We start from the raw sequence: 18,049 nt of genomic DNA on the forward strand, positions 1-18,049 counted from the left end.
CGCAAATAGGTAAAATGAATAGCTCGCAAATAATTGAGAAAATTTCTTAATAACTTGCGATTCCAAATGCACATAACGTAAAAATTAGCAACTGCCATGTTATCAACTTTTCGTTTATTACCTACAGTCACTGCTACAGCCATCCTCGTTGCTCTGACCGGTTGCGTTTCCCCCACGGCTAGCAACACCGACAGCACACCCTCACCCGCTGCCACAGCCAGTCCCGCATCCACAAGCGGTCACAGCGGGAATCACGGCGGCAAGGGCGGCATCAACATCAATACTGCCATTCTTTCAGAGTTAGATAAACTCGAAGCCAAGTTAGGAGTGCCGGCACTTTCTAACAAAATTCAAGCCAGCCGCCCTTACGGAAAAGTCGAAGAATTGGTTTCAAAAAATGTCATTACTCAAGCCCAATTCGACCAAATTAAAGACCTGGTAACTATTGAAAATGTGGTGCTGACAGGCGAAGCCAAAGATGTAGATTACATGACTAAACTTGGCTTGATGAAAGGGCATCTTTTCGTAGCCCAAGAACTATTGGATCAAGGCAAACCCGACCAGGCAGAACCGCACATCGGGCATCCAGTCGAAGAAATTTATGCCGATGTGGAAGATCAGTTAAACGAGCGTAAAATTCCTGAATTTAAGGCTACTTTAATTAAATTGCAGGATTTAGTTAAAGCGGGTGCAAAAGATCCGGCTCAAGTCAAGGCGGAATTTGACACATCTATGCAAGCAGTTGATGGAGCAATTGCCGCCCTTCCCGAAACGCAGCGAAAAGATCCGAAGTTCGTGCTGCAAGTGATTAACGGCTTGCTGGATACAGCTAATTCCGAATACGGAGCCGCAGTTGCTAACGGCAAGATTTCCGCAATTATTGAATATCAAGATTCGCGGGGTTTTGTCATGTACGCGGAAATGCTGTACAAAGATATCGCCGAACAAGTGGCTAAAACCAGCCCTGAAATTGACAAAGCAATTGTTGCCAACATGGCTGAACTGAAGACAAATTGGCCAACGGCGATCGCACCAGCAGCACCCGTAAAAACAACCGAACAAGTCAACCAGCTAGTTAAAACGATCGAAAGCGACACCCAAAAAGTTCTCAAACCAGCATCCTAAAAACATTACTCTGATCGAGAGCGGTAATTGGTAAATAACCTGCCAATTACCTCGCTCATTAACCACTCTCATTCCCACCATAAAAAAATGAATTTTGGCGAAGCATTGCCCACATTTGTAATTACCCTCCGCGAAGGAGTCGAAGCCGCTTTAGTTGTCGGAATCGTTCTAGCTTGCCTCAAAAAATCAGGACAAAGTTATTTAAGTCCTTGGGTTTTCGGTGGTGTTGGCGTTGGACTTATCGCCAGCGCTTTGATAGGTGTACTTTTCGGCTGGACGATTCAAATTTTGTCCGCATCCAATCAGCCTTTTGCACCGATTATGGAGTCGCTGCTAGAGGGAATCTTTGGGCTGATAGCGATCGCAATGCTTAGCTGGATGCTGATTTGGATGACCAAGCAAGCGCGATTTATGAAAGCCGAAGTTGAAGGCGCTGTGAGTGCCGCCTTAACGCAAAACTCTCATGCTGGTTGGGGCGTATTTAGTTTAGTTTTTATTGCCGTTTTGCGCGAAGGGTTTGAAACTGTTTTGTTTGTCGTCGCCAAGTTTCAACAAGGCATTATTCCAGCCCTCGGCGCTTTGGCGGGCATTCTCTCAGCCGCCGGACTTGGCGTCCTGCTATTTAAATGGGGAGTCAAAATTAATATCCGCCTGTTTTTCAAATATATGGGCATTTTATTGCTCTTTATTGTAGCAGGTTTAGTGGTATCTACTTTGGGAATTTTTGACAGCGCGATGAATATTTTATCGCAAACAAATCGCGAATCAGCAGCACTGTGTTTCTATTACGAAAGATTTACTAAAATTCACTCTTGCATTCTCGGGCCGATGGTCTGGAATACCTCGCAACTGCTTCCCGAAGAAAAGTTTCCCGGTTTGTTGTTGAGTGCGCTGTTTGGCTACACGGATAAGCTCTATGTCGTGCAGGCGATCGCCTATTTGATGTTTTTAGGTACTGTCGGTGGCATCTACTTCCAAAGTCTGGCAGGTAGAGTTTTCTTCCCACTCAAAAAAACTCAGGCAACGAAATAGGAAATAAAGTGCGATCGAAATACGATCGGTTTTTTAGTGGAAATGCAGGAGGCTGTTGTTTGTTGCTAATAACTAATGCGCCCCTAACTTAGAGCGCATTAGTTATTAGCTATCTATTGATTGAAGGTAAAACGACCGTCAACTTTTTCTCCGTTAATATCCGCAGTCACTTTTACGGGATAACTTCCTGCATCTTTGCCGGGAAACACCACAGCGTAATGTTTGTCCTCAGCATCATACTTGAGAGCTAGGGTTTGCTGCTTTCCATTCGGCAACTGCACTTGAGCCGTCACTTTGGCGTTAGGAACTGGTTCCTTTTTCTCCCCTTTTTGCACAAAAACATCTAAATGAGTTCCGGTAGCTTCTTTTTCAGGTACAAACTCTAAATAGTAAGCTCCAGACTTTACAACTTGTCCCCCTTTAGTTGCTGTTGCAGGAGCAGTGGCGGGAGTAGAAGACGCAGGTTGAGAGGCGACAGGAGGGGAGGCTGGAGTGTTATTTGGATCGCTTGCTTGGTCGCCTTTACTGCAAGCTCCCAAAAACAGCAATCCGACACTACCTAGAATAACTAAGCTAGACTTGAGCGATTTCATTGGTTTGACTCCTTGTTGACGGACAATAATTAGAAAATATCACACATTAAGTACCTTACCGTCTTCAATAACTGGCTGAGGTTTTTGAGGTCGTAAAAATGTCCCAAATTGAGCATACAAAGCTGGCAAAACTAACAGAGTTAGTGCTGTAGAAGTAAATAAACCTCCTAAAACTACTACTGACAGCGGTTGGAGGATTTCCTTGCCCGCCCCGCCTTCAAATACTAAAGGTGCTAAACCCAAAGCTGAAGTTAAAGCGGTCATCAGGATGGCATTGAGCCGTTCCATCGAACCTTTAATTATTGCTTCCTTAAAAGGCAGTCCTTCGGCAAATTTAGAGTTGTAGTTGTCTACTAAAAGCAAGCCGTTACGGGTAGCAACGCCGAATAATGTGACAAAGCCAACCAGGGAAGCTACAGAGATGATGCCGCCAGTCAAAGCTACCGCAATTACTCCTCCCACTAAGCCGATCGGCAAATTAATCATAATCATAGCAGTTGAAGGAAGGGACTTGACGGACAAGTACATCAATACTGTAATTACCAAAAAGGCGATCGCACTAAATATCATAATATTTTGCGAAGCTCTTTGCTCAGCTTCAAATTGACCGCCGTACTGGATAAAATAGCCAAAAGGCAACTGCACCTCTCGTTTGACTTTAGCTTGAATTTCGTTCACAACCGATCGCAAATCCCTACCTTTAGCATTCGCCGCAGCCACAATCAAGCGAGAAACATTCTCGCGGTTAATCGTATTTGGGCCCGTACCGTATTTTACAGTAGCAACTTGGGCCAGGGGAATTTTGTTGCCACTTGGAGTATCAACCAGCAAATTCTGAATAGTTTCTAAGTTATTTCGGGCTTCAGGCTGCAACCAAACAACTAAGTCAAAAGTTTGCTGCACCTCCAAAACTTGAGAAACAACTTTGCCGTTCAAAGCTGTCTCAATTATTTCAGAAAGCTCTCCGATTTTCAAACCGTATCTACCCGCAGCTTGACGGTTAAACTTAATTTGAATTTGTGGCACTGGCACCTGCGGTTCGAGTTGCAAATCCACAATTCCGTCAACTGTTTTCATTTGCTCTTCAACTTGGGCACCGATGCTGCGAAGTTGATCCAAATCAGGGCCAAAGATTTTAACAGCAATCTGACTTCTGACACCAGATAAAACCTCATCCATCCGGTGAGAAATAAAACCGCCGATATTGGGTGCAACTCCCGGCAATCTAGCAAATTCCTGCCGCAGCGACTCCAAAGTTTTCGGCCTGTTTTTCATTCCTGCCTCGCTCAAACCGATATCGATGTGAGCTAAATTGACTCCTGCAGCATCAGCATCTCCCGGAGCTCTGCCCGATCGCACTTGCACGTATTCAAACCTGCTATCATCCTTAAGAGCATCTTCGATCGCAAAAGCCGCGCTATCTGTTGTCTCCAAAGACACCCCCGGATAAAGCTGAATAGTATTCACCAAAGTTTGCTCCTGAAACTCCGGCAAAAACACCCGTCCAAAGGATGGCAAAATAATTAATGCAGCCACCATGCTGGCAGCAGCCAAAGCTAAAATAATCCCCGAATAGCGCATTGACAAATTTATCAAAAAATGATATACTTTCTTGCAAAATCTCGGCAGCCAAGGTTCCGCAGCACTCATGCGTTTGTTAGGCAACAAAATAGCGCAAAGGGCCGGAGATATTAACAGCGATTCCAGACTAGAAATTACAACAACTACCAAATAAGTAATCCCCATCGGCGTAAAAATTCGACCTTCTACACCGGGCAAAGTAAAAATGGGCGAAAACACCACAATCCCAATTACAGTCGCCCCAATTAAAGAATCGCGCACCTCTTGACTGCCGTCAAAAATCACATCCATCACCGGGCGCGGATCGAGAGAAGACGTATTTTCTCTCAAATTGCGGTAGGTATTTTCCGCATAGACGATCGCATCGTCGATCGCAGTGCCGATCGCCACCGACAAACCCCCCAAAGTCATCGTATTCAGCCCCAGCCCCAGCCAATACATCGCCAGCAGCGCCAATAGCCAAGTCAGAAAGAAATCCAGCAAAACAACCGCCAGAGTGCGCCAATTCATCAAAAATGGGATGAGAATCAGGGTGACGATAATACTGCCTTCAACTAAAGCCGATCGCACATTCTCCACCGAGGAATTGATATATTCTTCCTGTCGAAAAGTCACAGTAACTTTAATATCTTTTGGCAGAGCTTGCTGCACCTGGGCCATTGCTGCCTCAACCGCCTTAGTTACCGTCGGAGTATCAGCAACTGGCTGTCTGTTTACCATCACAATCACAGCTTTTTTGCCGTTAAAACTGCCATCGCCCCGCTTGATTGCAGCACCAATTTTGACATCAGCCACATCAGCAATTCTGACGGGTGTTCCGTGGCGAGAGGCGATCGCCGATTGCTGCAAATCTTCCACAGACTCAATCCGCCCCACCCCCCGGATTAAAGTTTCTCGATCCGGCGTAATTAAATACCCCCCCGGCGCGTTAACATTTGCAGCAGCCGCCGCTTCAGCTACTTGCTGCAACGACACATTAAAAGCTTTCAATTTGGCAGGTTCTACTAATACTTGATACTGCCTTTCTTCGCCTCCGTAAGCCACCACTTGAGCAACGCCTGTCACTGCCAAAATCCGATTTGTGACTTGCCAATCAACTAGACGGCGCACTTCCATCAAAGGAGTAGTTTCCGAGGTAAAAGCATAGGTAATAACAGTGCCCACAGGAGAAGTTGTGGGAGAAATTTGCGGTGTTTCTACCCCAGCCGGGAGTTTGCTTTGAGCTTGCTGCAACCGTTCTGTTATCAACTGCCGCGCTTGATAAATTTCAGTTCCCCAATCAAAGATTACCTTAACCGAAGAAAGGCCCACAGCGGAAGACGATCGCACTGCTGTCACCCCAGGAGTTCCGTTAATTGCACTTTCAATTGGCAGTGTTACTAAAGACTCGATTTCTTCCGGCGCGAGCCCCGGTGCTTCCGTCTGAATTTCCACTTGCGGGGGCGCAAAAGGAGGGAAGACATCAAGCGACATTTGGGGGATGATATATAATGTCCAAAGACTAATAATAATGGTGGCGATAACGACTAGCCAGCGACGGTTAATTACCCATCTGAGAATTGTGCTGAACATTTAATAATTTGGGAATTGGGAATTGGGAATTGGGCATGGGGCATTGGGCATTGATAAAAACAGCTATCCGTGTATCCGTGACTTCCGTGTCGTGCTGTTACTTTAAACTCTTGACCGAAAGCATCCAGGATACAAGCCCCCGGATTCATCCGTGGAGAAATAAAAAACGTGTATCCGATGAAACTTGCCCCCCGAATTTATCCGTGGGGTCAATGCTTCAATCTAAAATCTAAAATCTAAAATCTAAAATCGATTGACTTCTGCCTCTTGAGTTTTAACGTGATGGTTGTTATTGTGTAACAACAATTCATTGTCCAACGCCGATGCAGAGGCGGAAAAACTATTGTTTCCGGCATTGTTTCCAGAATCCGCTGCTATTGCGGGCAATTTGCGCCGATTTCCCCACAACACGCCGGCTGTGAAAGTCAGAGAGGCGATCGCAACTCCTCCCCCTATTCCCGCCCACCATAAAGACACGGGTAAATTATTAAAATTAACCTCTGTTACCTTTGGAGTTGCGTCTTTCTTTGCCTCGTCTTTTGAGGGCTTGCTGCCGCCCCGCAAAGATTGTGCGTAAAGTTGAGGTGCTCGCTGCGTTACTATCAAATCTCCCTCGAATAAACCCCTCTTAACTTCAACTAAATCTCCCGCAGTTTGACCGAGTTCAATTTCAACAGCTTGATAAGCATTGCCATTTTGGAGGTAAACGGTTTTTTTACCGCTAACATCCACTACCGCCGCACTCGGAATTGCTAAAATATTTGTGGCAGTTTTGTCGGTTAAAATCTCCAACTCAGCAAACAGTCCTGGCTTTAATTCGCCGTTAATATTATCTAGTTCTGCTTTGACCGGCACAACCCGCGTTTCTCCTTCCACGGATGACCCAATTAAGGCGATTTTTCCATTGAAAGTGCGATCGGGTAAATTAGCGACTTTTACCCTGACTTCCTGACCCTTTTTTACTTGATTCAGGTCTTTTTCGTAAATATTGGCTGTGGCAAAAACGCGACTGTCATTTAACAGACTCATCAACGGTTTTTCAGCGTTTACTGACTCTCCTGGGGTGATTTCGCGATCGGCTACCGTCCCTGAAATCGGAGCAACTACGGTAACGAGTCCTCGATCGTTGGCAGCAGTTCCTAATTGTTGCAGTCGCGCTTGATAGGCTGCGTCAGCCAAGCGAATGCGCGATTGAGCGACTTCGACGGCAGTTTTGCCGCGTTTGAGTTGGTTCTCGGCTTCTAGGACTTCGCGGCGGCTCAGAGCTCTGGTAAGTTGAGCTTTTGCGTCTGCTACTCTGCCTTGAGATTCCCGCAATTCCCGCATTGGGAGGTCTACTTCGGCTTGTTTAATTTCGGTTTGGGCTTTGATAACTTCAGGACGGCTTTTTGCCTTAGCAACAGCGGCTTGTGCTTCGGCGAAGTGGGCTTGCGATTCCAGCATTGTGCGCCGTGCGATCGCCCCAGATGCCACTAATTCTTTGTCGCGATCGAACTGTTCTTTAGCAATAGTTAATTCTGTTTCTGCCCGCGCTATTTCTGCTTGCGCTATTTCAACTTGACGCTGATAGTTTTCTTGAGCGGCTTGCACCACGGAACGCTTGTTTACTAATTCTTGTTCTTGCTGGTACTGCTTAGTTACCGCTGTCAATTGGGTTTGGGCTTGGGCGATTTCTGCTGCGGATATTTGAAGTTGGCGAGCGTAATTTTCTCGTGCTAGTTTGAGATCGCCTTCGGCTTGCTGAAAATCTGCCTCAGCTTCGGCACGTTTCGAGAGAGATTCAACCCGCAATTGTCCTAATTCTGAACTCGATAAAACCGCAATTGGTTGACCTTTAGATACTTTGTCCCCAGGCTCAACCAGCAACTCTACTACTTTGCCAGCAACAGGAGCCGTCACTTCTACTTTTTGGTTGGGCAAAGTTTCAATTTGTCCTGTGGTTTTGATGCCGATATCTAGTCGCTGGCGGGCGGCAGGGGAGACTTTAATTCCTAATCGTTTTGCTGTTTCGGCATCGACAGAAATAGCAGCAGGAGTTTGAGGTGTTTCGCTGCTTTGGTGAAATTCATTTCCGTGGCCAGCGTGGGCAAAAACTGCGGCGGGAGAAGTTAGCAAAATTAGGCTGAACAAAATTCCAGAAAAGCTGCTAATAATTGCCGGAGACTGAGCATATTTGTGAAATATCATCGTTGGCATTGTCCTTGAAATCAGGTTGAGTGCCACAGGTTTAACGGTTGGTATTTTGCCAAGGTAAGTAAGTGATACCACTTAAGTAAAGCTACTTATTAGCATTTTCCAAGAAGCGACCGCTAAGCAATGACCGAGAGCTAGAAATGCTCTACTCAACCTAGTATTTCACCGTCAAATGAAATTAGGATGAAATTTTGAATCAGCAGCCCAGATGCCCACCAGATTCTAAAATACGAAGATAAGTTTCGCCTAATGACAAGCGATTTTGCTGTAGATTTTTTTCTGGTTTTTTTATCTCTGCTGGCGCTGCAATTTCTTTTGTCAATTCGCTCAGTAGCTCATCTACGGCTGCATTCGATTTATAAGTGCTGTTTAATTCCAAGGTATTCAATATCATAAACTACCCTCTCTATGTATATAGCTTTTTGCTGACCTATCTACTACTTTAGATGTAGGGCTGAGCAATTGTCTACAGTATTCTTACGTAACTTTCTACTACTTTAGAGGTAGAGCGGTTCAATTATCTACAGTAGGTGTAGGTACTCTCAGGGAAGTGAGGTGGAGTCAGACAAATGCTGACAGCCACAGTCGAGCTACATTACTTTGTCTACCAAGGTTGTCGCGACTTTTTCATTTGCTCAATTTCTTGCTTTGGTAAAGCAAGTATTTTCGGAACTCTTGAGCTACTGTGATTAATGTCACTCATTTTCGCGATTTGGGTCACTTTTTATTGAGGTGAGCTAAATTATTGTTTATACCAAGTTTGCCGCCACTGTTTCATTTGCTCAATTTCTTGCTTTTGCGAAGTCAAAATTTCTTGAGACAATTTCTTCATTTCCGGGCGTTTTGACTTCTTCAAAGCATCTTCAGCCATCACTAAAGCTCCTTCGTGATGAGGAATCATCGCATTGATAAATCGCAAGTCAAATTGGTCGTCAGCGGCCCCTAAATCCATGCTCATCATCATGCTTTGCATTTGTTCGGGAGTCATGGCCATCATGTGACCCATTGGAGCGTGATAAGCCATCGGCGTACTGCTGGCTTTGGGATACCAAGTTTTTCGCCACTCTTTCATTTGATTTATTTCGCGGTTTTGAGCAGCAATTATATTAGTGGCAAGTTTTTTCATTTCCGGGCGTTTGGATTGTTTAAGCACATCTTGAGCCATGTTTACAGCACCTTGATGGTGTACTGTCATGCCATCAATAAACCGCAAATCGTAATCGGCATCGGCAGGGCCTAAATCCATTGACATATCGTGATTCATGCCATGATTCATGCCATGATTCATGCCACCGCCTTGGGCCACGTTTTGCTTGTTGTTTGCTTCGGTTGCAGCCGTAACATTTGGGGCTTGAGTTTCGCTGGAAGGGGCTTTTGAACAAGCTGCAAGCACTCCGCTGGTTAAAGCGGCTGCGGCGGTCAATATCAGGACTGCAAAGCCTGTTTTTAATGAAATTGGTTTCATAGATTTTATATCCTTAAAACTGCCATTTATTTTCATTTTTTCATATATAAATGAAATTAGGATGAAATTTTTGCTGCGAACTTGTAAAGAATTATTGCTGTGCCGTCGATCGCACTCAAATTTAAGATTTACAGAACTCACTTGAATCTAATTATCTATGGTGCACAGCGCGTGCCTTACCCCTATGGGTAGCGTGTCAAACCAGTTTTTTTATAATTCCTGATTTATTTTGCAATTACCCTTGACTCTCCAGTTAACAGGAGACTTTACAATGGAGTTAATTCATTGATTGAGCAGAGTAGTTTCTGCTGAGGTTCAAATTATGACTTTACAGCTACAAGTTCCTAAAATGGCTTGTTCTGCTTGTGCGACTACGATCGCAAAAGCAGTCCAAGCCATTGACTCAGCCTCAACTGTTGAGGCGGATCTCAAGACAAAATTGGTCACGATTCAAACCGCTAAGTCGGAAAGTGAAGTTAGGAAAGCGATCGCATCGGCGGGCTATCCAACTATTTAAAGACAAAGGGTAAATGTCTCATTGAGGATGGCATATATGGACAATCTCACACTTAAATTGCGGGGCATGAGTTGTGCTTCTTGTGCTTCCTCTATCGAACAAGCAATTCAATCTGTTCCCGGCGTAATTGAGTGTCATGTCAATTTTGGGATGGAACAAGCAACCATCCAATACGACTCCCAGCAAACCGACTTAGAAACAATTCAATCGGCGGTTGATGATGCGGGATACCAAGCTTTGCCACTTCCAGAAATGGCGGCGACAGAGGATGATTCCGAACAAGCCGATCGCAAATCTGAATCTCAAACCTTGCAGCGGAAACTCTGGACAGCAGGCATCATAAGCATCCTGCTAGTTGTGGGCGCTATTCCAGCGATGACCGGCTTGCACCTGCCATTTATTCCCGCATGGCTGCACAATTTTTGGCTGCAATTAGTCCTGACATCCCCCGTACAATTTTGGTGCGGCAAATCGTTTTATGTGGGAGCTTGGAAATCCCTAAAACGGCGTGTAGCGACAATGGATACTCTGATTGCCTTGGGTACAAGTGCTGCTTACTTTTATTCTGTATTTGTGACATTTTTCCCAGGTTTCTTGACAGCCCAAGGTTTGACTCCTAGCGTTTACTACGAAGTAGCAGCTAGCGTTATTGCCTTAATTTTGTTGGGGAAAACCCTAGAAAATCGGGCGAAGGGAGAGACTTCCGAAGCCATTCGGAAACTCATGGGTTTGCAAGCAAAAACTGCTCGGATAGTTCGCAACGGGGAAGAGTTGGAAGTGCCGATCGCCCAAGTGGAAATTGGCGATGTTGTGCAGGTGCGGCCGGGAGAGCAAATCCCCGTAGATGGAGAGGTAATTGAAGGCTCTTCCACTGTAGACGAAGCAATGGTTACGGGAGAAAGTTTGCCTGTCAAAAAGCAGCTTGGCGACGAAGTTATCGGAGCGACAATTAACAAAACTGGCAGCTTCAAGTTTCGGGCGACAAGAGTTGGCAAAGATACCTTTTTAGCTCAAATTGTCAAGATGGTGCAGGATGCACAGGGTTCAAAAGCACCAATTCAAAAGTTAGCCGACCAAGTGACGGGTTGGTTTGTTCCTGTAGTAATTTCCGTCGCTTTAGCTACTTTTATTGTCTGGTTTAACACGACGGGAAACTTCACTCTAGCGACCGTGACAATGGTGGGAGTATTGATTATTGCTTGTCCCTGCGCTTTGGGTTTAGCGACTCCGACTGCTGTGATGGTTGGCACTGGTAAAGGTGCAGAAAACGGAATTTTAATTAAAGGAGCCGATAGTTTAGAATTGGCTCACAAAATCCAAATTATCGTGTTAGATAAAACTGGAACTCTTACCGAAGGTAAGCCGACTGTAACTGATTTTGTGACAATTAAAGGAACGGCGAACAGCAATGAGTTAAAATTGCTGCAATTGGCGGCGTCGGTCGAGCACAATTCGGAGCATCCTTTGGGGGAAGCTGTTGTTAGATACGCTCAATCTCAAGAGGTAAATTTGAGGGATGTTAAGGATTTTGAGGCGATCGCGGGGAGTGGTGTTCGAGGGGTTGTAGGCGGAAAGTCGATCGCCCTGGGAACGCTGAGGTGGATGCAGGAACTAGGCTGCGATACTGAATATCTGGAACTGCGCGCCAGAGCTTTGGAAGCTGCAAGCAAAACGGTTGTTTGGATGGCTGTAGAAGGCCAAATAGAGGCAATTCTCGGCATTGCTGATGCTCTCAAACCATCGTCAGCGCAGGCGGTGAAAGCACTTCAAAAACTCGGTTTGGAGGTAGCGATGCTGACGGGGGACAACCGCGCGACTGCGGAGTCGATCGCCCAATCCGTGGGCATTACTCGCGTTTTTGCCGAAGTTAGACCCGACCAAAAAGCAGCTCAAATTCAAGCCCTGCAACGGGGAGGAAAAATTGTCGCGATGGTGGGAGATGGGATTAACGACGCGCCGGCTTTGGCCGCTTCAGACGTGGGAATTGCGATCGGCACCGGCACAGATGTGGCGATCGCAGCCAGCGATATAACCTTAATTTCAGGAGATTTGCAAGGCATAGTTACAGCAATTAAACTTTCCCGTGCAACCATGCGGAACATCCGCGAAAATCTGTTTTTTGCGTTTATTTACAACATCGCTGGAATACCGATCGCGGCTGGCATTTTGTACCCTATTTTTGGCTGGCTGCTAAATCCAATTATCGCCGGTGCAGCAATGGCTTTTAGTTCAGTTTCCGTACTTACTAATGCTTTGCGCTTGCGGAATTTTAAACCAAAATCTATTGCCTAAATTTGGAGGAATTATAAAAATGTTACACCATCGTCAAATTTTGGGAATTCTCGCGAGTTTAGGAATTGTGATGGGAATGACATCGGGAGTTCAAGCTTCCGAAATGTCCGTCCAGCATTCTACTTCTACGACTCAATTCCGCAGCATTGAACAGCCACTAGGTTTAAAAGTTGGCGTCACAATAGGGGGTTTAACATTAATTGGTTGGGAATTGTGGTGGTTTTTGTTCAGTAAAACTAAAGGGCAGCAAGCTGAATCTATTCAGGGGATACAAGAGTTGACTATTACTGTAGACGGGGGTTATGAGCCTGCCACTGTAGTTGTGAAAGCAGGTCAATTAGTCCGGCTCAATTTCTTGAGGCGCGACCCCAATAGTTGTCTTGAAAAAGTGTTGTTACCAGATTTTCACATTGTGCGAGAATTACCTCTAAATCAGGTAACGGCTGTTGAATTCACCCCTGACCAACCTGGACGATACCTATTTACGTGCGGCATGAATATGTTTAGGGGTGTGGTGGAAGTACAAAGCTAAATCAAATAGACAGTTATCAACCTGCGGCAACTGCGACGGTTGAAGCGCGAGTTTTTTCAGCAAGAAATCGCTAAAATAGATGAAAGCTTAAGAAATTTGGAGTGAGCTAAATGCAACTACTACACACGATGCTCCGAGTCGGCAACCTGGAAGAGTCCCTCAAATTTTACACCGAGGTTCTGGGCATGAAATTGCTACGAAAAAAGGACTATCCAGACGGTAAATTTACTCTGGCTTTTGTGGGCTACGGCGACGAATCAGACACTACAGTTTTGGAATTAACATACAACTGGGGCGTCACAGAGTACAATTTGGGGGATGCTTACGGTCATATTGCGATCGGCGTTGACGACATTTACGGTACTTGCGAAGAAATTAAAGCTCGCGGCGGTAAAGTTAGTCGCGAACCCGGCCCGATGAAGCACGGTTCAACAGTCATCGCTTTTGTACAAGACCCAGATGGATATAAGGTTGAATTAATTCAACTGGCAAATCAAGGTAGCAACACCCAGAAAGTAAGTGCGGCAACCGCATCTTAGAGATCGTCCTCCTAGTCCTGGTAGGGTGCGTCAGAAACAAACTTTTTGAGTTAGGTTGAAACTCTTTCTCTGACGCACCCTACTGAGGGGATTTAGGAAGTTTTCAACATTTTTAATGCGATCGCACCGACGGTACAAACTGCTGCAAGTAACTCTTTTGCCACAAAATAGCAAAACTGCTGCCTATTTGACTTAAACTATCAAATTTAGGAATTAATTTAGATTCTCGGCGCTGGTCTAAAGCAGCGAACCCCGAAAAGAATACAGCTAATACTAACAAAAATACCACCATCACACTAAAAAAAATAGTCCAATAAACTAGAAATTCGCTTTGGTAGCTCACAGTGGATATCGAGTTAATTACTACATCAGATAAATATAAAAGCAGCCCTACTGAAAACCACACCCCGAATAATACCCACGTCCACTTAAACATATCTGTTGCAGTCTTGTTATTTTTGGACACAGAAAGTTCTAACTCTCTAATTTTGCTGTTAATATTTGAGGTGATTTCATACAAAGTATACTGCAAAGCGTCTCTGATATAATTAAGTTCATTGTCTAGGTTGATGCACTGCTCGGAGGTGTTTTTGTCTAAGCTCAGGTTTGTGAGTTGTTTGCGATGGGCAGCCAGTTTATTGTCGAGGGTGTAATCCCATTTTTCTAGCCGCTCTATAGTCAAATACAAAAGCTCCCTATTAGCATCTAACAAACTCTGGCAATATATGATTGATTTAACTAACTTGCTGAGATTGTTGATATGCTCGTCTAGAGTATTTTGGTATTTATTTTGTTTAGATGACAAGAAACTTGCGAGTTCGACATCCCGATCGCCGCACAGCGACAAAGCCTGACTATACATCTCGTCAATTTCCCTTTTACCTCGATACAGTGACGCTTTGTACTCCTCAATTTCGGGAATAGTCAGACATTCTAAGGGCTGATACTTTACATTAAATTTATATACGATCGCTGTCATAATCTGCGCCGCTTTTCGGTCTAGCTTGTCTTTGTACGGTTCTAAAATAATAGCAGCTAGATTTTTTACTCTCGCTTCCGGGTGGTGCAGGAACTCAAAAATTTTGGCAAGTATTTTGGAGAATTCCCAGTCATTAAAATTATTTTCGGCAACTTCCCAAAAGTTTGTTACCGCTGCATCGTTTTCGGCACTCAATTTGTACGGACTCGTAACTGCGATCGCAGCAAATACTCGCTCGATCCAAAACAGATATTCTTCGCAATCCATTGACAGGCTCGGCAGCAGCCAGCTCGGCCCGTACACCCAAAAATCGAGACAATTCTCATATTCCTTACTGCTGTCATTTCTGCTGCTGTCGCCCAAAGCAAATTTGTTGCTTGTTAACACTTTAATTTGCTCTTCTACAACCCGCCGCTCAATTTCCTCTGCATTGATGGTGATATTGACAGCACCTTCCTTGCCTTGCCGTGCTTCATCCAAGCAAATTGACTTAATACTAACAGCCGCAGACCAGCGAATTAAAGGAGTCGATCCCCCTCGCGCTTCCACTTCTAACGCCGCCAGCAGATTTTTGCTAAAATCAGTGGCTCTAGCCGCTATCTCACTTGATATCAGCCCCTCTCGCATCTTCCCAAATGCCTGAATTGCCAAAGCGCGAAACAGCAAATTCGGATGTGGTTTTCTGAGCGATTCCGGTATATTAGCCCTTAATATTCCGCTGTTCTGTACGCCCAAAACTTCAGCAAAAGGCTCGATCCCGCAATGTTGCAAAGTTCGTTCAACTGTGTTTGCTCTTTGCCAAGGTTGAGTATATTTAGTGAGAGCGATGATTAGTGCTGTACCACTGCATTCCATTGGCTCAGGGATGCTAGGGCGATCGAGTTTCCACATATTGCTCGTCATAATTTGTCCCCAGGACAATTACTAGATATGGACGCCGTTGTTTGATGCTAAATTCAGCATTACATTTACTGCTGCTTTTTGTCAATATTAGTCCTGGAGGCATAGGCAGTTATAAACCCGGTTTCACCAGTAAATTTCTCCTGACTAAACCCCAGATTTTTCTTATAAACCTGGTTGAGCAAGGCAAAGGCGCGCCCCTAACTAAATATATAATTTAGCAGTAATCGGTGAAATGTCAAAATTTTAGGTTTGGTCACGAAACCCAACCTACTATAGTCATTTCTTTGTCGGAACTTTTAATATTTTGTCGCTCACCATTTTGTCAACAATTAAGTCGCTGATAATTTGAGCTCCGTGGGAGGTAAAGTGCAACCCGTCATTATTTTTTACATAGCCTCGCTTACCCGATTTATTGGCAACTACAGGAACAAGTTTTCCGGCTTGTCCAAATGTCTCCCAAGTAGAAATAAATTCTATTTTGGATGAAGATTTGCTGGCATTTTTATAAATATCGTTCATGATGGGAAAAGCTTTGAGATAAAAAGACTTTTTAGGTATGGATTGACCTATCCAATACACTTTTCTCACGGATGACGCATCCAGTAACTTGGCATATCTTTCTACTCTTTCTTGATAAGCTTTTTGCCATTCTTTTGTCATAACAACCCGGGCTTTTCCTTGAAAATCAATAATATTTTGAGGATCGTTTGCTCCGAACAAAACTATCACTACATCGGGCTGGTAATTATTAAGAACTTGGCGAGTTCTGGCATACCAGTCATAATAATCTATCCGATTTAACCCCGTCGAGACTTTGTAGTCAATTTTCGTATCGGCGATATTGTATTTTTTCTTAAGAGTGTACTGGAGTTGAATTCCTAAGTCGAACATTACGGAATCTCCAATAAATAAAAATCTGCGATAAGGTCTGGTTAGTTTGGGTTTAGCTGGGGTTGGTTTTTTAGCATTAGCAGGCTTTGGGGGTTCAACGGTCGCTTTTGTTTCGGTTTTGACTGGAGGGATTTCTGGTTCTTTGGGGAGGCTATCAAAGTTAATATCTTTAATTTTGCTCCAAAAATCTTGTTCTGATTTTCGGAAACCGTGTATTTCTATTTGGCGCGCAGCTTGTTTAATTTCTGGACTGGCGAAAGGAGTTGAAGCAAAGCTTTTGAGAAATAATGATAAGTTTGAAAATATTAAAGTGAGAATTACAGAAGTAACAATCAGCAAAATTTCCCGGTCTTTCATATTTATTAGAAATTAAAGTAAATAAAAGGCGGAACGGTACTCGGCCCCAACATCAAGATAGTATATACGAGCAGCGAAACTAAGACAACCCGAAAGAAAATGTTTTTTAATGACAATACGGTTTGCAATAGTTTCGCGATGCGATCGCCCCACAAGTTAATCGCGCCGATAACTGCAATTACTAAATACAATTGCCAAAAGTTAAATTGAAAAGTTGCGACTGCAGGATGGACAATTCCTTCAAAAAAACTCACCGCAGTTTCCCAGTTGGGAGTGCCGAAAAATACCCAGCTACAAGTAACAAAACTAAATGTTAACAACCAACTGCAAAATTTTGCAAATCTGGGAAACGCATAGTCTAATTTAAAGTGGATAGCTTGGGGGATATCTTTACATAAATGGTTGACAATTAATCCTAAACCGTGAATTGCTCCCCAGAAAATAAAGTTTAAACCTGCGCCGTGCCAAAATCCACCGCTCGCCATTGTCATCAGTAAATTTACGTACTTCCTCAACTTGCCGTATTTGTTACCGCCCAAGGGAAAATAAACGTAATCCCTCAACCACTCGGAAAGACTGATGTGCCACCTTTTCCAAAATTCTTGCAGACTGAGCGATCGATATGGCATATTAAAGTTGGCAATCGGTTTGAAACCCAGCAAACAGGAGATACCGTTGGCTAAATCCGAATAGCCGCTGAAATCTACATAAATTAAACAGGAATAGGAAATTGCAGCGAGGATTAAATCGATGCTGCTGTACTGCTGGGGGACTTTGAATGGTAAGTCAGTGAAGTTAAACAAAAAGCTCGATAAAGTATATTTTTTGAAGAGCCCAGACAAAATCAAAACTATAACTTCTTCAATTTGATAGTCGTATTTTTTCCTTGAATTTAGCTGCCAATAAAATTCGCGAGGTCGCGAGATTGGCCCAGAGGCAATTTGCGGAAAGTAGGTAATGTAGGCGGCATAGTCTATAAATTTTGGACAGGGTATTTTTTGCTGGTAGCAGTCGATTAAATGAGAAATCATTCTAAAAGTGTAGAAAGACACGCCGACGGGGGCGATTATTTGCAAAACAGGAAAGCTGGCTGGAATTTGTAGCTGGTTCAGTATCTCAAATAAAGAAGTTACAAAGAAGTTGCAATATTTAAAGATGCCGAGATAGGCAATGTTAAAAACTAAGCCGGAGATTAAAGCAATTTTTTTATATTTATTGTTGCAGAGAACGCGGAGAATGATATAGTTAGAAGCTGTAGAGAAAATCAGAATTAAGAGAAAGTCGAAACTCCAAAATGAATAAAATAATAAACTTGAAATTAACAAGACAATTTTATACAAATTGACTTGAGGTTTCACAGATAGGATCGCGCTAAAAATAATTAGGAAAAAAACTAGAAATTGGTAAGTGGGAAATAGCATAAGTCTCAGCCGATAAAAAATCTTGTTTCTGGCAATATTTTTATAAGTACGACCAGC

The 18,049-nt window shown here is 43.9% G+C and carries 14 protein-coding genes; 6 read left to right on the forward strand and 8 right to left on the reverse strand.

Annotated elements, in window-relative coordinates:
- Positions 1-96: 96 nt before the first annotated feature.
- The gene (locus QUA33_RS02735) at positions 97-1,125 is read left to right on the forward strand and encodes a helix-hairpin-helix domain-containing protein (protein ID WP_333146274.1); all 1,029 of its coding nucleotides are present in this window, start codon (positions 97-99) and stop codon (positions 1,123-1,125) included.
- Positions 1,126-1,212: 87 nt separating this feature from the next.
- Entirely contained in the window at positions 1,213-2,157 is a 945-nt protein-coding gene (locus QUA33_RS02740; RefSeq protein WP_333146276.1) for an FTR1 family protein, read from the forward strand.
- A 113-nt stretch (positions 2,158-2,270) separates the two neighbouring features.
- Here QUA33_RS02740 and QUA33_RS02745 read toward each other — a convergent pair whose 3' ends face one another.
- The 5 genes from QUA33_RS02745 to QUA33_RS02765 form a co-directional block, all read right to left on the reverse strand.
- Positions 2,271-2,750, reverse strand: a complete 480-nt coding sequence (locus QUA33_RS02745; RefSeq protein WP_333146278.1) for a hypothetical protein — start codon at positions 2,748-2,750, stop codon at positions 2,271-2,273.
- 39 nt (positions 2,751-2,789) lie between these two features.
- Complete coding sequence (locus QUA33_RS02750) at positions 2,790-5,903, reverse strand: efflux RND transporter permease subunit (RefSeq protein ID WP_333146280.1); 3,114 nt, start codon at positions 5,901-5,903, stop codon at positions 2,790-2,792.
- A gap of 243 nt (positions 5,904-6,146) precedes the next feature.
- Positions 6,147-8,090 (reverse strand): efflux RND transporter periplasmic adaptor subunit, encoded by a 1,944-nt coding sequence (locus QUA33_RS02755; protein ID WP_333146282.1) that lies wholly within the window; start codon positions 8,088-8,090, stop codon positions 6,147-6,149.
- A gap of 202 nt (positions 8,091-8,292) precedes the next feature.
- Complete coding sequence (locus QUA33_RS02760) at positions 8,293-8,490, reverse strand: hypothetical protein (RefSeq protein ID WP_333135785.1); 198 nt, start codon at positions 8,488-8,490, stop codon at positions 8,293-8,295.
- A gap of 348 nt (positions 8,491-8,838) precedes the next feature.
- Positions 8,839-9,561, reverse strand: a complete 723-nt coding sequence (locus QUA33_RS02765; RefSeq protein ID WP_333146284.1) for a DUF305 domain-containing protein — start codon at positions 9,559-9,561, stop codon at positions 8,839-8,841.
- Between the two features lie 322 nt (positions 9,562-9,883).
- Between QUA33_RS02765 and QUA33_RS02770 the strand changes: the two genes are divergently transcribed.
- The 4 genes from QUA33_RS02770 (at position 9,884) to gloA (ending at position 13,441) form a co-directional block, all read left to right on the forward strand.
- Positions 9,884-10,078: a heavy-metal-associated domain-containing protein gene (locus tag QUA33_RS02770; protein WP_333146286.1), complete on the forward strand. Its 195-nt coding sequence runs from the start codon at positions 9,884-9,886 to the stop codon at positions 10,076-10,078.
- A gap of 36 nt (positions 10,079-10,114) precedes the next feature.
- A complete protein-coding gene (locus tag QUA33_RS02775) occupies positions 10,115-12,370 on the forward strand; it encodes a heavy metal translocating P-type ATPase (RefSeq protein ID WP_333146288.1) in 2,256 nt (751 codons plus the stop codon).
- Positions 12,371-12,389: 19 nt separating this feature from the next.
- Entirely contained in the window at positions 12,390-12,902 is a 513-nt protein-coding gene (locus QUA33_RS02780; protein WP_333146290.1) for a cupredoxin domain-containing protein, read from the forward strand.
- A gap of 110 nt (positions 12,903-13,012) precedes the next feature.
- On the forward strand, positions 13,013-13,441 hold the full coding sequence (gene gloA / locus QUA33_RS02785) for a lactoylglutathione lyase (RefSeq protein WP_333146292.1): 429 nt from the start codon (positions 13,013-13,015) through the stop codon (positions 13,439-13,441).
- Positions 13,442-13,553: 112 nt separating this feature from the next.
- Here the strand turns inward: gloA and QUA33_RS02790 are convergent, their stop codons facing one another.
- The 3 genes from QUA33_RS02790 to QUA33_RS02800 form a co-directional block, all read right to left on the reverse strand.
- Positions 13,554-15,323 (reverse strand): hypothetical protein, encoded by a 1,770-nt coding sequence (locus QUA33_RS02790; RefSeq protein ID WP_333146294.1) that lies wholly within the window; start codon positions 15,321-15,323, stop codon positions 13,554-13,556.
- Positions 15,324-15,599: 276 nt separating this feature from the next.
- Positions 15,600-16,571 carry a DUF459 domain-containing protein gene (locus QUA33_RS02795; RefSeq protein ID WP_333146295.1) on the reverse strand — a complete coding sequence of 324 codons (972 nt, stop codon included), beginning with the start codon at positions 16,569-16,571 and terminating at the stop codon, positions 15,600-15,602.
- Positions 16,572-16,576: 5 nt separating this feature from the next.
- Positions 16,577-17,929, reverse strand: a complete 1,353-nt coding sequence (locus QUA33_RS02800) for an MBOAT family O-acyltransferase (RefSeq protein ID WP_333146297.1) — start codon at positions 17,927-17,929, stop codon at positions 16,577-16,579.
- Between the last annotated feature and the right edge of the window lie 120 nt (positions 17,930-18,049).

The sequence above is a fragment of the Microcoleus sp. Pol14D4 genome (assembly GCF_036701245.1).
Classification (GTDB): domain Bacteria; phylum Cyanobacteriota; class Cyanobacteriia; order Cyanobacteriales; family Microcoleaceae; genus Microcoleus.

Coding starts and splice junctions, on each gene's coding strand:
- QUA33_RS02735 (WP_333146274.1), top strand. CDS start 97: ATGTTATCAACTTTTCGTTTATTACCTACAGTCACTGCTACAGCCATC.
- QUA33_RS02770 (WP_333146286.1), top strand. CDS start 9,884: ATGACTTTACAGCTACAAGTTCCTAAAATGGCTTGTTCTGCTTGTGCG.
- QUA33_RS02790 (WP_333146294.1), bottom strand. CDS start 15,323: ATGACGAGCAATATGTGGAAACTCGATCGCCCTAGCATCCCTGAGCCA.
- QUA33_RS02745 (WP_333146278.1), bottom strand. CDS start 2,750: ATGAAATCGCTCAAGTCTAGCTTAGTTATTCTAGGTAGTGTCGGATTG.
- gloA (WP_333146292.1), top strand. CDS start 13,013: ATGCAACTACTACACACGATGCTCCGAGTCGGCAACCTGGAAGAGTCC.
- QUA33_RS02740 (WP_333146276.1), top strand. CDS start 1,213: ATGAATTTTGGCGAAGCATTGCCCACATTTGTAATTACCCTCCGCGAA.
- QUA33_RS02765 (WP_333146284.1), bottom strand. CDS start 9,561: ATGAAACCAATTTCATTAAAAACAGGCTTTGCAGTCCTGATATTGACC.
- QUA33_RS02795 (WP_333146295.1), bottom strand. CDS start 16,571: ATGAAAGACCGGGAAATTTTGCTGATTGTTACTTCTGTAATTCTCACT.
- QUA33_RS02750 (WP_333146280.1), bottom strand. CDS start 5,903: ATGTTCAGCACAATTCTCAGATGGGTAATTAACCGTCGCTGGCTAGTC.
- QUA33_RS02755 (WP_333146282.1), bottom strand. CDS start 8,090: ATGATATTTCACAAATATGCTCAGTCTCCGGCAATTATTAGCAGCTTT.
- QUA33_RS02780 (WP_333146290.1), top strand. CDS start 12,390: ATGTTACACCATCGTCAAATTTTGGGAATTCTCGCGAGTTTAGGAATT.
- QUA33_RS02760 (WP_333135785.1), bottom strand. CDS start 8,490: ATGATATTGAATACCTTGGAATTAAACAGCACTTATAAATCGAATGCA.
- QUA33_RS02775 (WP_333146288.1), top strand. CDS start 10,115: ATGGACAATCTCACACTTAAATTGCGGGGCATGAGTTGTGCTTCTTGT.